The following is a 13552-nucleotide window of genomic DNA, read 5'->3' as shown; positions in this document are numbered from 1 at the left end:
GCTCTCCGCGAATCAAACGATGGTGAACAGCGGCTGGTCGAACTCAACCGGCTGACCGTCTTCCACCAGGATGGCGTCGATAACGCCGCCGACATCGGCTTCGATGTGGTTCATCATCTTCATGGCTTCGACGATGCACAGGGTGTCGCCTTTCTTCACGGTCTGGCCAACTTCAGCGAAGTTCGGCGAGGTCGGCGAAGGCTTGCGGTAGAAGGTACCCACCATCGGCGAGCGAATCACGGTGCCTTTGAGGGCTGGAGCGGCGGCAGCGGCTTCGGCAACCGGGGCAGCGGCGGCAGCGACCGGCGCGGCAACAGGCGCGGCGGCAACCGGTGCCGGAGCGAAGTACTGCTGGCCGGCTGGGGCCTTGCTGTGACGGCTGATACGGACCGACTCTTCGCCTTCCTTGATCTCCAGTTCGTCGATGCCAGACTCTTCCAGCAGTTCGATCAGTTTCTTGACTTTACGGATATCCATTAATCATCAACTCCCAAGGTTCGGTCAGGGGGCGTAATTGAAAACGTGTTTGAAAACGTTTCTCTCGAACCCCGGCCCACTTAGGCCGAGGTCTCTATCATCAGGGCTGTGCGTTGGCAGCCAGTTGTTCCAGCGCGGACTCCAGGGCCAGGCGATAACCGCTGGCGCCCAGACCGCAGATCACCCCTACGGCTACATCGGAGAAGTAGGAGTGGTGACGGAACGGTTCGCGTTTGTGCACGTTGGACAGGTGCACTTCGATGAATGGGATGCTCACCGCAAGCAATGCGTCACGTAATGCGACGCTTGTGTGCGTAAAAGCAGCCGGATTGATCAGGATGAAGTCCACACCCTCGTTGCGTGCGGCGTGAATACGGTCGATCAGTTCGTACTCGGCATTGCTCTGCAGGTACTGCAGATGGTGGCCAGCGGCGCGAGCGCGCTGCTCCAGGTCCTGGTTGATCTGGGCCAGGGTCACGGCGCCGTAGTGGCCCGGTTCGCGGGTCCCGAGCAGGTTCAGGTTGGGGCCGTGGAGCACCAGTAGGGTTGCCATCTGCGGATTCCTTGAATTTGTAGGGCAATTCGACACAGCGCGGCGAGTGTGCCGCAAAGCGGGAGCAAGTGTCCAGTTCCCGGCAATAGCCAGCACGATGTCCGAGGTTCGCGCGAAGTATGTGACCAAATAATTCAATCTGGTCACTCTACTGAGGTTTTTTTACAGCCCGCGGGAAGTTATAGACCGAGTTTGCCGCGTACGCGCGCCAGAACCTGCGCAAAATCGCCGGCATTTATCTCGCCAATCACCCGATCAGCGGTAATTTCGCTGCCGTTCGCGGCAAAGAACATCAGCGCAGGCGGCCCGAACAGCTGGTAGCGGTCGAGCAGGCTGCGCTGTTCGGCATTGCTGTCGGTGATGTCGAAGCGCAGCAGGCGGAAGGCGCTCAGCTGTGGTTGCACGTGGGGCGCATTGAGCACTTCATGTTCGATCACCTTGCAGCTGATGCACCAGTCGGCATACCAGTCCAACAGCACCGGCTGGCCGGCGGCCTTGGCCTCGGCCAGCGCTGCATCGAGCGCGGCAGGGGTGGTCAGGGTTTGCCAGGCATCCGATTGAGTGGCGGGGCTGGTCGGGCCTGCACCGACGACCGCAGGCGGTGGCAGTGGGCGTAGCGGGTCGCCGCGTCCGCTCAGGGCGCCGTACCAGCAGGCCAGGGCGTACACCAGCAGCGCCAGGCCCAGCAGTTGTACCAGACGCTGGCGTGGTGTCTTGACCACGAACTCCAGGGCGCCGAGGAATAGCGCCACGCCGGCGGCCAGGAAACCGACCAGTAGCAAGGTGACCGGCCCCGGGAGAATGCGGCTGAGCAAGCCAATGGCCAGGCCCAGCAGCAATACACCGATGGCATTCTTCACCGTGTTCAGCCAAGGGCCACTCTTCGGTAGCCAGGCTGCACCGCCAGTGGCGACCAGCAACAGCGGCGCCCCCATGCCCAGGCCCAGGGTGAACAGTTTGAGTGCGCCGCCCAGGGCATCGCCGCTGGCGCTGATGTACAGCAACGCGCCGGCCAGCGGCGCCGATACGCACGGTGACACCAGCAGGCTGGACAGGACGCCCAGCACCGCCGCGCCCAGTAGCGAGCCGCCCCTGACACCATTGGCGAAGTTGTTCAGGCGGCTGCTCAGCGCCTGCGGCAGTTTCAGCTCGAACAGACCGAACATGGCCAGGGCGAACAGCACGAAGAACAGCGCGAACGGCACCAGTACCCATGCCGATTGCAGGCGCGCCTGCAAGTTGAGGCTGGCACCGAACACACCCATCAAGGCACCCAGCGCGGCGAAGGAGGCGGCCATTGGCAACACATAGGCCAACGACAGGCTGAGCCCACGCCAGCCACCTACCTGGCCGCGCAGCACGACGCCCGAGAGGATCGGCAGCATCGGCAGCACGCAAGGAGTGAAGGTCAGGCCGATGCCGGCGAGGAAGAACAGTAGCAGCGATTTCCAGTTCCAAGCCTGGTCAGGGACTGGCGCGGTGGCGCTGCCGGTACCGTCGATGGTCAGGCGTTCGGTTTCCGGTGGGTAGCACAGGCCTTTGTCGGCGCAGCCCTGGTAGCTCACCAGCAAGGTGAAGGCGCGCTGGTCGCTGGTCGAGCGCGGTATCTCGATGTCGAGCACGCCGTGGTAGACCTCGACATCGCCGAAAAACTCGTCGTGCTTGGGCTCGCCCTTGGGGATTCGTGGTGCGCCCAAGGCAATGTCGGCCGGCTCGCTGCGGAACTGGAAGCGGTGGCGGTAGAGGTAGTAGCCGTCGGTGGCGACGAAGCGCAACTTGATGGTCTGGGCGTCGCCCTGGATCAGGCTGAGCTTGAAGGCTTCATGGACAGGCAGGAAATCGGCGCTGTTGGACAGCGAGGCGGCACCGAGGGTGGCGCTGGGGCGGTTGTCGAGCAGGCCTGAGGCGAAGGCGGGGCTGGCCAGCAGCAGGAACAGCAGGAAAAACAGGCGGCGCATGGCGGACTCGCGAGGTGGAACGTGCTGGGCATGATAGCGGAGTTGATGGGCGTTGGGGGCGGGGGTTTGTCGGGATATCTTCAGCGTTGGGGGAGCGAGCGCCGCCGGCGCGGCGCATCGCGAGCAAGGCTCGCTCCTCCGGTTGTTTCGGGCCAGTTCGCGTGCGATCTCAGACCCTGAATGCCCCCACCGCCCGGTTCAACTCGCCACCCAGCGCCAGCAACTGCTCCCCTTGTTCGCGCCCTTCGCCGATGCGCTGCAGGTTGTCTTCGCCCAGGGCGTGGATTCGCTCACTGTGGTCGCGGATCTCGCCCACGGCGCCGCTTTGCTGGGCGGTGGCGTCGGCAATCCGGATGGCCGTGGCAGAAATCGTGCGGATCGCACTGACGATCTCGTCCAGCGCGCCGTCGGCGGCCTGGGCCTGGTCGGCGGTAGCCTCGGCATGTTCGAGCTGGGCCCGCATGCCCGCCACCGACTCACGCGCCGCCTGTTGCAGGCGGTCGATCAAAGCCTGGATTTCGCCCGTGGCGCCAGTGGTACGTTGGGCCAGTGAGCGCACTTCATCGGCGACCACAGCAAAGCCTCGACCCATCTCGCCGGCTCGGGCCGCTTCGATGGCGGCGTTGAGGGCCAGCAGATTGGTCTGCTCGGCAATCGAGCGAATAACCGTCAGTACACCACCAATGGTGGCTGACTCTTCGGCCAACTGCTCGATCATGCGGGCATTGCCGTGCACCTCGTCCACCAGTTCGCGCAAGCCCGTCAGGCTCTGGCCAATCACGGCCTGGCCCTGTTCGACGGCACGGCCGGCATCGCGGCTGGCATCGGCAGCCGAGCTGGCATCGCTGGCAACCTGCACGATGGTCGCTTCAAGCTCACCGAGCGCATCGCGAATCTGCCCGGTATCGCCCGCCTGGCGCTCGGCACCGTCGTGCAGGGCCGCACTCATCCCGGCTAGGGCATGGCTGCTGCCCGCCACCTGCTCGGCGTTGTGGCGGATGGTGCCGACCAGCTCCACCAGATACTGGCGCAGGCGGTTGAGCGATTCCTGTATGTCCTGCAGCTCCCGGTTGCTCTTGCCCAGGACGATGGCCTTGGCGAAGTCACCCTCGGCCCAGCGTGACAAGGCCGGCGCCAGGCTGGTGAGGGTGCGGGCCAGGCGGCGCTGCAGGGTATCGATGAGCAGGGCGATGAGCAGGATCACAGCGATCATCAGGCCTTGGATGATGCGCACTTCGTTGGCGATCGTGCCATGCTGGCTGCGCACCGCCGGCTCCACGGCGGCGATGGCCTGTTGGACGGCATCGAGGCGTTCGTTGGTATTGGCGGCCAGGACCGTGCGGCGTTCGATCAGCTCTCGGGTGCGCTGCAGTTCCGCGGGGTACCGGTTTAGCAGACTCAGCAACTCGCGTTTCAGGCCGACGGCAATGTCTTCCTGTTGCTCGCTGGCTTGGGTCTGCAGGCCCATCATGGCAGCGAAGTCATCGGCGCCGGATGCGGCGGCGCGAGTCACGCCCAGCAGTGGCAGGCCGTCGATGACCTGGGCCTGGGCGCGAATGAGCTGCAGCTCGCGATCGACTTCGTCGGCCAGTTCGGCGCGTCCACTGCTGACCAGTTTGTCCCGGGCCAACGACAGGCGGCCCAGGTGCAGCGTGGCGTCGAGGATCGGCGTCAGGTAATGCTCGGCTTCGGCGCTCGCGCTGTCGCGGGCATAGCCTGCCAATTGTTCGAGGTTCGCCCCCAGTTCGCGTTCGGCTTGCAGCAGCAAGGCCTGTGGGTCGCCGGCCAGCTTGCCGGCGGCAAGCAGTTCGTTGCGGGTGAAGGCCTGAAGGCTGCCAAGGCTTGGGCGCAGTCGGCCAGCCAGGTCTTCCGGCCACTCGGCGAGGGCGGCCTGCAACTGGGTATTGGCTTGCACGGCCGCCGCGTGGCGCAATGCGTCACCGCTGCCGAGGTAGGCCTGGATATTGCCCACGGCGTCGTTCTGGAACTGCCGCGACAGGCCAAGGTAGCGCTCCATCAACTGGTAGGGACGTTCCAGGGCGCGTTGCGACCACCACAGGGTCGCGCCCAGGGCGATACACACGGTCACCAGCAACAAGGTGTTGAAATTGGTCAGCCACTTCAGGCGCATAGCCGCGAACTTCCTGCGGGGGAGTGGAGAGGTAGGTGCCTGAAGTTATTGCGGTTTTGTGACGTGGTGATGACGACGGGGCGGCGTGGCACAAAAAAAAGTGGCACAGTGCCGGCATTGGTTTTGGCCGTGCCGACGCCTTCACGGGTGAAGCCGCTCCCACAGGGACTGCTGCGAATTCAAGGTCGGTGCGAAGGGCACAGCACAGGCAAAGCCCTGCCTCAGGGCTCCACGCGCACCACACAATTGCGTCCGGCATGCTTGGCGCGATATAGCGCCTCATCGGCGGCGCTGGCCATGGTCAGCGCATCCAGGTCGTCGTCGAGTTGAACCACACCTGCACTGAACGTGCATTGCAGGTCGTGGGGCTGCGCGGGGTAGAGAATCTCGGCAAAGCGCCTGCGGATTTCATCGAGCACCTTGTGCGCCGCCTCCAGGCCAGTGTTAGGCATCACGATGGCGAATTCCTCGCCGCCGTAGCGGCCGATGAAATCGGTCTTGCGCAGACGTTGCTTGAGAAACAGCGCCAGGCTCTTGATTACCCGGTCGCCCATGGGATGGCCGTGGCGGTCGTTGATCTTCTTGAAGTGGTCGATGTCGAGCATGGCGAAGCTCAACGGCTGCTCTTCGCGGCGCGCGCGGAAGCTGCAGTCTTCGAGCAATTGCAGGATGTGCGTGTGGTTGTACAGCCCGGTCAGGCTGTCGCGGACCATGCGCGCTTTCAGGTGACGGGCACGGGCGGCGCGGTTGCGCACGGTGGTGATCAGGTGGCGCGAGCGGATCGGCTTGGTCAGGAAGTCGTCGCCGCCTTCGCTCATGGCATCGAGCTGCTTATCCAGGTCGTCCTCGGCCGACAGGTAGATGATCGGCACGCTCACATAGCGGTCGTTATGTCGGATCACCTTGGCCAGCTCGGTGCCGGTGCAGGCCGGCATGTACATGTCGAGGATCACCAGGTCGGGCTGGAAGTCGGCCAGCTCGGCCATGGTCCGGATCGGATCGTTCAGGCTGCGGGTGATCATGCCGGCGCTGTTGAGCAGGCGTTCGGTGTGCAGGGCCTGGGCGCGTGAGTCGTCGATGATCAGCACGCGAAACGGGTCGTACTGGGTGGCGCTGGTCAGCAGCTCGACTTTCTCCAGCAGGCTGGAGGCCTCAAGGGTGCCGGTGAGAAACTCCTGGCCTCCGGCGCGCACAGCGGCCAGCCGGGTCGGCGTGTCGGTTTCCTGATGGCTGAAGAACAGCAGCGGGATGTGTTGCTCCAGGCCCTGCTGGGCCTGAGCAGCCAGTTGCAGGCCCAGACCTGGGCCGGTGAAGTCGACATCCATGACAATGGCTGACGGTAGGCGCTCTTTCATCGAGGCCTGGAAAGCGTCTGCACTGAACAGGGCTTCGACGCCCAGGCCGAAGAACTCCAACTGCTGGGCCAGGCGCTCGGCCCGGTCATGGTCCTGCAGCAGGATGTACACCGGCTTGCGCAAGGGCGGCAGGGGCACTTGGTCGAGTTGGTCGCCCTTGCGCAGCCCGGTGCGCGACAGACGTTGCATCAGGCGGTTGAGCTCGCCGATCAGTTGTGAGTTGAGCCGTGCGCTGTTGGCTTCGATGGCCTGCAGGGTCTGGCCGATGGCGGTCGACAGGTCGCTGTGCTCAGGCTGCTCGAAGCGTTCGGCGTAGCGTTGCAGGCGTAGGTTGGCCTCGCACAGTTCGCCCAGGTCGCCGTCCGACCATTCGCCACGCTGCAGACGCTGCCAGATCTCGAGGATCTGCCTGGCCTGGAGGATCACACGCTGGGCGAAGTGCTGCTTGAGACGCTCGTGGCTCGGCTCGGCTGTTTGGCTCATGTCCTGACTACTTATTAGTTGGGGATGTGCAGGTGCAATGATGGCTCTATGCTAGCAGTTCTTTTCCGACGAGTGAGTGCCCTGAATCAACAAAGGGTTCCGAACGAATATTCAGTTACTGACTCATTGGTCGCTTATGCGTACGGCGGTGTCTGCTTTATAGTGCAGCCACGCGGGCTTGCCGTGGCACCCTGGCGCAGGCCTGTGGTCCAAGCCCCTGAACCGTCGTGACTGAATTAAGGACAAAGCCATGCTGGATTGGAAAAACCGCGAGGCCAAAGCCGAGCCCCGCGAGCGTGTCGATGGTCGCGGTGCTGCGGCCCGCAGCTACCTTGGTGGCCTCTGGAGCCGTGCGCTGGGCACGTTGATTGGCCTTTACCTGCTGGTCTGCATTGGCCTTGGTTGGTACTGGAGCCAGGAGCCCGAACTGTTCCCGGTGCAGCAGAACGCCCAGGCGGCGGCCGAGAAGAATGGCCAGCAGATGGTCGTTGGCTACACCACCATCGAAACCCTCAAGACGGTCGCGCAGACCTTGCTGGACAAGCCGGGCGGCTACATTTCCAACGACCGCTTCCCACCGGGGCTGTGGATGGACAACATGCCGAGTTGGGAATACGGCGTGCTGGTCCAGGTGCGCGACCTGTCGCGCGCACTGCGCAAGGACTTCGCCCGTTCGCAGTCGCAATCCACCGAAGACGCCGACTTGGCCAAGGCCGAGCCGCGCTTCAACTTCGACAACAAGAGCTGGATCCTGCCATCGAGCGAGTCGGAGTTCGAGGAAGGCATCAAGTCGCTGAGCCGCTACCAGGCTCGCCTGGCCAAGGGTGATCAGGGCGCGATCTTCTATACTCGTGCCGACAACCTCAACAACTGGCTGGGTGACGTGGCGACCCGTCTGGGTTCGCTGTCCCAGCGCCTGTCGGCCAGTGTCGGCCGGGTCAAGCTCAACAGCACCCTGAAGACCGAGTCGGTGCAGCCCGGCCAGGCGCCGCAGGTTGACGAGGAACTGGTGGAAACGCCTTGGCTGCAGATCGACAACGTGTTCTACGAAGCCCGTGGCCAGGCCTGGGCGCTGTCGCATCTGCTGCGTGCCATCGAGGTGGACTTCGCCGATGTACTGGCGAAGAAGAACGCTACCGTCAGCGTCCGCCAGATCATCCGTGAACTGGAGGCGTCCCAGGAGGCGCTGTGGAGCCCGATGGTGCTCAACGGCAGTGGCTTCGGCATGTGGGCCAACCACTCGCTGGTGATGGCCAACTATATCTCCCGAGCCAACGCAGCGGTGATCGACCTGCGTCAGCTGCTGTCCCAGGGCTGATCATGGCCATCGATCCCAAGGAGGCTGCCCACCGGGCAGCTTCCGACCGTGAGCTGGTCGCCTGGGTGGACGAAGCCGATCAGGTCCTCGGCGCCTTGCCCAGGGCTCAGTTGCGTGAGCGCGGCCTGATCGGTCGCTGCACCTTCATCCTGCTGTTCAACAGTGCCGGTGAACTGTGCGTGCACCGCCGTACCCTGAGCAAGGCGCTCTACCCAGGCTACTGGGATGTGGCGGCAGGCGGCATGGTGACGGCGGGAGAGGCGTATGCCGAGTCCGCCGCGCGCGAGCTGGCCGAAGAGTTGGGGATCGAAGGCGTCGACTTGCGCTTCCATGAGCGGTTCTACTTCGACCAGCCGGACAACCGCTTGTGGTGCGCGGTGTATTCGGCGGTGTCGGATGCGCCGTTGCGCTTGCAGCCGGAAGAAGTGATAGAGGCGAAGTTCGTTCGCATCGAGCAAGCGGAGGCCGAGAGCCTGAGCAAGCCCTATTGCCCGGACTCGCTGGCGGCGTTGCAGCGCTACAAGGCCAGTCTCTGAGGTAGGCTTCCCGGTGCTGGCCTTTTCGCGGGTTAACCCGCTCCAGCAGGTGATTCACTGCCAGTGAGTCCAGTGAAATAGCCGTTGCAGCGGGCTTGCCTGTGAGGGGTCGCAAAACATTCGAAAAATGGCGCATTCCAGTACTTAGCAAACGCCGGTTTTATCGTTACACTGCGCGCCCTTTTCGGGCTGCCGCAGGTCTTGTGGCAGTAGCGCCGCCCCTGCCAGAGTGGGGCTTCGCGGTCGGCTCCCGTCGACCAGTTTTTGTCCTCAGCAAGAGGAACAAAAGTGGCCAAGAAAGCTTCTTCCCTCTCCGCCCTTGGCGGTCTCGTGTACTCCACCGATTCCGGTCGGCATTGCCCCGACTGTGGCCAGCCGGTGGACGCCTGCACCTGTAAGCAATCCGTCATCCCCGAGGGGGACGGTATCGCCCGCGTTCGTCGTGAAAGCAAAGGCCGTGGCGGCAAGACCGTGACCACCGTCACCGGCGTCCCGCTGCCGCTCGACCAGCTCAAGGAGCTGGCCTCCACCCTCAAGCGCCGATGTGGTACCGGTGGCGCCTTGAAAGAGGGCGTGATCGAGATCCAGGGCGATCACGTCGAGTTACTCATCGGCGAGCTGACCAAGCAAGGCTTCAAGGCGAAGAAATCCGGCGGTTGATACGGCCGCGCGATTTTTTCCCCAGCGCTTTCTAAACTCGTTTCCGTAGCAGGGGTCTATCCCTGAATACGGAATAATCGTCATTTTCAGCTTTTACACTGCGCCCGCCGCCTCGTGGGGCAGTGTCTTCGACTTATCTATAGGGGACGTGAATGTCCGTACGACGCACACGCAAAGACGATGGTAGCCAATGGACCGTGGCCGACAGCCGCAGTGTTTATGGCATCCGCCATTGGGGCGCTGGTTATTTCGCCATCAATGAAGCCGGGCGCGTCGAAGTGCGCCCCAACGGGCCGAGCAGTGCCCCGATCGACCTGTTCGAGCAAGTCCAGGAGCTGCGCCAGAGCGGCCTGTCGCTGCCACTGCTGGTGCGCTTCCCAGACATTCTGCAGGACCGCGTGCGCCAGCTGACCGGCGCCTTCGACGCCAACATCGCGCGCCTTGAGTACCAGAGCAAGTACACCGCGCTGTACCCGATCAAGGTCAACCAGCAGGAAGCGGTGGTGGAAAACATCATCGCCACCCAGAACGTGTCCATCGGCCTTGAGGCCGGCTCCAAGCCCGAGCTGCTGGCGGTGCTGGCGCTGGCGCCCAAGGGCGGGACCATCGTCTGCAACGGCTACAAGGACCGTGAGTTCATTCGCCTGGCGCTGATGGGGCAGAAACTCGGCCACAACGTGTTCATCGTCATCGAGAAAGAGTCCGAAGTGGCTCTGGTGATCGAGGAGGCCGCCGAGCTCAAGGTCAAGCCTCAGGTAGGCCTGCGCGTGCGTCTGTCGTCGCTGGCATCGAGCAAGTGGGCAGACACGGGTGGCGAAAAGTCCAAGTTCGGTTTGTCCGCGGCCCAGCTGATCTCGGTGGTTCAGCGTTTCCGCGACGCGGGCCTGGACCAGGGCATCCGCCTGCTGCACTTTCACATGGGGTCGCAGATCGCCAACCTGGCCGACTACCAGCACGGTTTCAAGGAAGCCATCCGTTACTATGGCGAACTACGGGCCCTGGGCCTGCCGGTCGACCATATCGACGTCGGCGGCGGCCTGGGTGTCGACTACGACGGCACTCACTCGCGCAATGCCAGCTCCATCAACTACGACATGGATGACTATGCCGGCGTGGTGGTGGGCATGCTCAAGGAGTTCTGCGACGCGCAGGGCCTGCCACACCCGCACATCTTCTCCGAGAGCGGCCGTTCGCTGACCGCGCACCACGCCATGCTGGTGATCCAGGTGACCGACGTCGAGAAACACAACGACGACGTGCCGACCATCGAGAACAAGGAGTCGTTGCCGGAGACCGTGCAGTGGCTGGCCGACCTGCTTGGCCCGACCGACATCGAGATGGTGACCGAGACTTACTGGCGCGCCACCCACTACATGGGTGACGTGGCAGCGCAGTATGCCGATGGCAAGATCAGCCTGGCCGAGAAAGCCCTGGCCGAGCAGTGCTACTTCGCCGTGTGCCGTCGCCTGCACAACTCGCTCAAAGCCCGCCAGCGCTCGCACCGCCAAGTGCTGGACGAGCTCAACGACAAGCTGGCCGACAAGTACATCTGCAACTTCTCGGTGTTCCAGAGCCTGCCGGATACCTGGGCCATCGGCCAGGTGCTGCCGATCATTCCGCTGCATCGCCTGGATGAAGAGCCGATGCGTCGCGCGGTGCTGCAGGACCTGACCTGCGATTCCGACGGCAAGATCAACCAGTACGTCGACGAGCAGAGCATCGAGACCAGCATGCCGGTGCATGCGGTCAAGGAAGGCGAAGACTACCTGCTGGGTGTGTTCCTGGTCGGCGCCTACCAGGAGATCCTGGGCGACATGCACAACCTGTTCGGTGACACCGACTCGGTGAACATCTATCAGAATGCCGATGGCAGCGTGTACCACGCCGGTATCGAGACCCACGACACTATCGAGGACATGCTGCGCTACGTGCACCTGTCGCCGGAGGAGTTGATGACCCACTACCGCGACAAGGTGGCCAGCGCCAGGATCAGCGCCCGCGAGCGGACCCAGTTCCTCGATGCGCTGCGTCTTGGCCTGACCCGGTCTTCATACCTGTCGTCCTGATCGCCAGGGGCCGCTCCTGCCCTGTGTGGGGCGGGAGCGGCCTTGTGTCGCGAAAGGGCTGCGTAGCAGCCCCAACTGCCTATACACAACAACCCTGCTCAGTACGGGCTTTGAGTCTGTGCTGAGCATCCATATGCCTTGTCCGACGGCAAGTAGAAGCAAGACTGCTATCAGGCACTGAGTAGCCCCTTGACTTCGCATACTCAATACCTGCTTTGATCCATGCCTGATCTTCGGGGGCGTCTCCATAAGGGGCATCATTGCACTACGATCCAAATGCCGAATTGCAGGTGCCAGCCCGACGCTGTGCCCATCCAGCACCTCTCAACAAGAATTCTTGCGATAGACCTGCGGCGGTTCCCGTAGCTCCGTAATTGAAGTTGCCAAAGGCTTCGTACTGCCTTCCTTGCTGTTTATAGTCCCACTCACCTCGATTTCTGACCATCGAGTAAAACCACGGCACTAGAAAAGCACTGCCGCCGTTTTTAAAGTAGTTACGCGCCTTGCTGGCAGCATTCATGTCGCTATCAACAGATGCGGTTGGAGGGTACATAAAGGCTCCTTGCTCTTAAGTAATTAAGAAGAGTCCCCTCCGTGGGCGCTGCATTTACCAAAGTGATTCTCACAGTCAATCGAATCTATTTTTCATATTGTTTTCCACTCCGACCCACTTGCCTCTCTGCTGCAATTTCCATCCCACCCACCCCAACGTCACTGCCCGCAACGCCATGAACCCCAGAAACGCCAGCCATAACCCATGGTTGCCGGAGCCACTCAACACCAGCGCCAGAGGCAGCGCGACCAGTACCGAAACCAGCATTGCATTGCGCATCTCTCGCGCCCTTGTCGCACCGATGAACAGCCCGTCGAGCAGATAACTCCACACCGCGATCAGCGGCAGCACCGCCAGGTACGGCAGATACGGATAAGCCGCTGCCCGCACACTGTCGATGTCGGTTTGCAGGTCGATGAACAGGTGCCCGCCGATCAGGAACAACACGGCAAACCCCAGGCTGGTGATCAGCGACCAGCCACAGGCCACCACCAACGAGCGGCGCAGCGTGTCGCGGTCGCGGGCGCCGATGGCGTGGCCGCACAGGGCCTCCACGGCGTGAGCCAGGCCGTCCAGGGCATAGGCGGTCAACAGCAGGCCATTGAGCAGGAGGGCGTTAGCGGCCACCGTGGCCTCACCCAGGCGCGCGCCCTGCACGGTAATCAGCAGGAACACCAGCTGCAGCGCAAGGCTGCGCAGGAAGATGTCGCGGTTCACCGCCAACAGTGGCCGCCAGGCTTGCCAGCGCTTGAGCGCCGCCCAGGCGATCTGCCCCGGATAGGCGCGCAGGGCAGGGCGGGTGAGGGCCAAGCCCAATAGCGCGGCGCTCCATTCGGCAATCACCGACGCCCGCGCCGAGCCCAGCACCCCCCAGTCGAGGCCAAGGACGAACCACAGGTTGAGCACGATGTTGAGCAGGTTGGTGGTCAGCAGAATGGCCAGCGGTGCCCTGGCGTTCTGGGTGCCGAGGAACCAGCCCACCAAGGCATAGCTGGCAAGCGCGGCCGGCAGGCCAAGCAGCCGCGTGTGGAAGAAGTCTTCGGTGGCTTGCTGCAAGGCTTCGCTCGGCTGCATGGCCTGCAACGCCAACTGGCTGAAGGGTACGGCGAGCAGGCCGATGAGCAGGGCGAAGCCGACCGCCAGCAACAGCCCCTGTACCAGCACCTGGCGCAGCGCAGCACCGTCGGCGCGCCCGGCAGCCTGGGCGGCGAAACCGGTGGAGCCCATGCGCAGAAAGCCCATCAGGCCGACCATGAAGGTGAACAGGGTGGCGCCCACGGCGACCGCACCCAGCTGGTGGGCATGGGGCAGGTGACCAATCACCGTGCTGTCGACCAGCGCCACCAGTGGCACCGAAACGTTGGAGAGAATCATCGGTGCGGCCAGGCCCCAGACCTTGCGGTGGGTGGGGCGGTCGCGCCAGTCGGTCGTCAGTGAAGTCATCGGGTTCCTGTTGAATCTG

The 13552-nt window shown here is 63.3% G+C and carries 11 protein-coding genes; 4 read left to right on the top strand and 7 right to left on the bottom strand.

What is annotated here, in order from left to right:
• Nucleotides 1–12: 12 nt before the first annotated feature.
• From accB to VXM67_RS23825, 5 genes are all read right to left on the bottom strand, one after another.
• Nucleotides 13–477, bottom strand: a complete 465-nt coding sequence (accB, locus tag VXM67_RS23845; protein WP_104881211.1) for an acetyl-CoA carboxylase biotin carboxyl carrier protein — start codon at nt 475–477, stop codon at nt 13–15.
• A gap of 100 nt (nt 478–577) precedes the next feature.
• A complete protein-coding gene (gene aroQ, locus VXM67_RS23840; protein WP_008093086.1) occupies nt 578–1030 on the bottom strand; it encodes a type II 3-dehydroquinate dehydratase in 453 nt (150 codons plus the stop codon).
• A gap of 179 nt (nt 1031–1209) precedes the next feature.
• Entirely contained in the window at nt 1210–2988 is a 1779-nt protein-coding gene (locus VXM67_RS23835; RefSeq protein ID WP_104881212.1) for a protein-disulfide reductase DsbD, read from the bottom strand.
• A gap of 169 nt (nt 2989–3157) precedes the next feature.
• Complete coding sequence (locus VXM67_RS23830; RefSeq protein ID WP_104881213.1) at nt 3158–5119, bottom strand: methyl-accepting chemotaxis protein; 1962 nt, start codon at nt 5117–5119, stop codon at nt 3158–3160.
• Between the two features lie 221 nt (nt 5120–5340).
• On the bottom strand, nt 5341–6957 hold the full coding sequence (locus VXM67_RS23825; protein WP_023382510.1) for a diguanylate cyclase: 1617 nt from the start codon (nt 6955–6957) through the stop codon (nt 5341–5343).
• A 250-nt stretch (nt 6958–7207) separates the two neighbouring features.
• On the opposite strand from VXM67_RS23825, the gene VXM67_RS23820 reads away from it, so the two are divergent.
• From VXM67_RS23820 to speA, 4 genes are all read left to right on the top strand, one after another.
• Nucleotides 7208–8275: a DUF2333 family protein gene (locus VXM67_RS23820; RefSeq protein WP_023382509.1), complete on the top strand. Its 1068-nt coding sequence runs from the start codon at nt 7208–7210 to the stop codon at nt 8273–8275.
• A 2-nt stretch (nt 8276–8277) separates the two neighbouring features.
• Nucleotides 8278–8811 carry an NUDIX hydrolase gene (locus VXM67_RS23815; RefSeq protein WP_023382508.1) on the top strand — a complete coding sequence of 178 codons (534 nt, stop codon included), beginning with the start codon at nt 8278–8280 and terminating at the stop codon, nt 8809–8811.
• Nucleotides 8812–9099: 288 nt separating this feature from the next.
• Nucleotides 9100–9471 carry a translation initiation factor Sui1 gene (locus VXM67_RS23810; protein WP_367237413.1) on the top strand — a complete coding sequence of 124 codons (372 nt, stop codon included), beginning with the start codon at nt 9100–9102 and terminating at the stop codon, nt 9469–9471.
• 152 nt (nt 9472–9623) lie between these two features.
• Nucleotides 9624–11537 carry an arginine decarboxylase gene (gene speA, locus VXM67_RS23805; RefSeq protein ID WP_023382506.1) on the top strand — a complete coding sequence of 638 codons (1914 nt, stop codon included), beginning with the start codon at nt 9624–9626 and terminating at the stop codon, nt 11535–11537.
• A 265-nt stretch (nt 11538–11802) separates the two neighbouring features.
• Here the strand turns inward: speA and VXM67_RS23800 are convergent, their stop codons facing one another.
• Nucleotides 11803–12090: a polymorphic toxin type 44 domain-containing protein gene (locus VXM67_RS23800; RefSeq protein WP_367237412.1), complete on the bottom strand. Its 288-nt coding sequence runs from the start codon at nt 12088–12090 to the stop codon at nt 11803–11805.
• A 75-nt stretch (nt 12091–12165) separates the two neighbouring features.
• Nucleotides 12166–13533, bottom strand: a complete 1368-nt coding sequence (locus tag VXM67_RS23795; RefSeq protein WP_023382505.1) for an MATE family efflux transporter — start codon at nt 13531–13533, stop codon at nt 12166–12168.
• Between the last annotated feature and the right edge of the window lie 19 nt (nt 13534–13552).

The sequence above is a fragment of the Pseudomonas sp. Rh2 genome, from assembly GCF_040762985.1.
GTDB classification, from domain to species: domain Bacteria; phylum Pseudomonadota; class Gammaproteobacteria; order Pseudomonadales; family Pseudomonadaceae; genus Aquipseudomonas; species Aquipseudomonas taiwanensis.
Note: the sequence above shows the minus strand (reverse complement) of the source record. Positions and strands in the feature narration are given on the sequence as shown.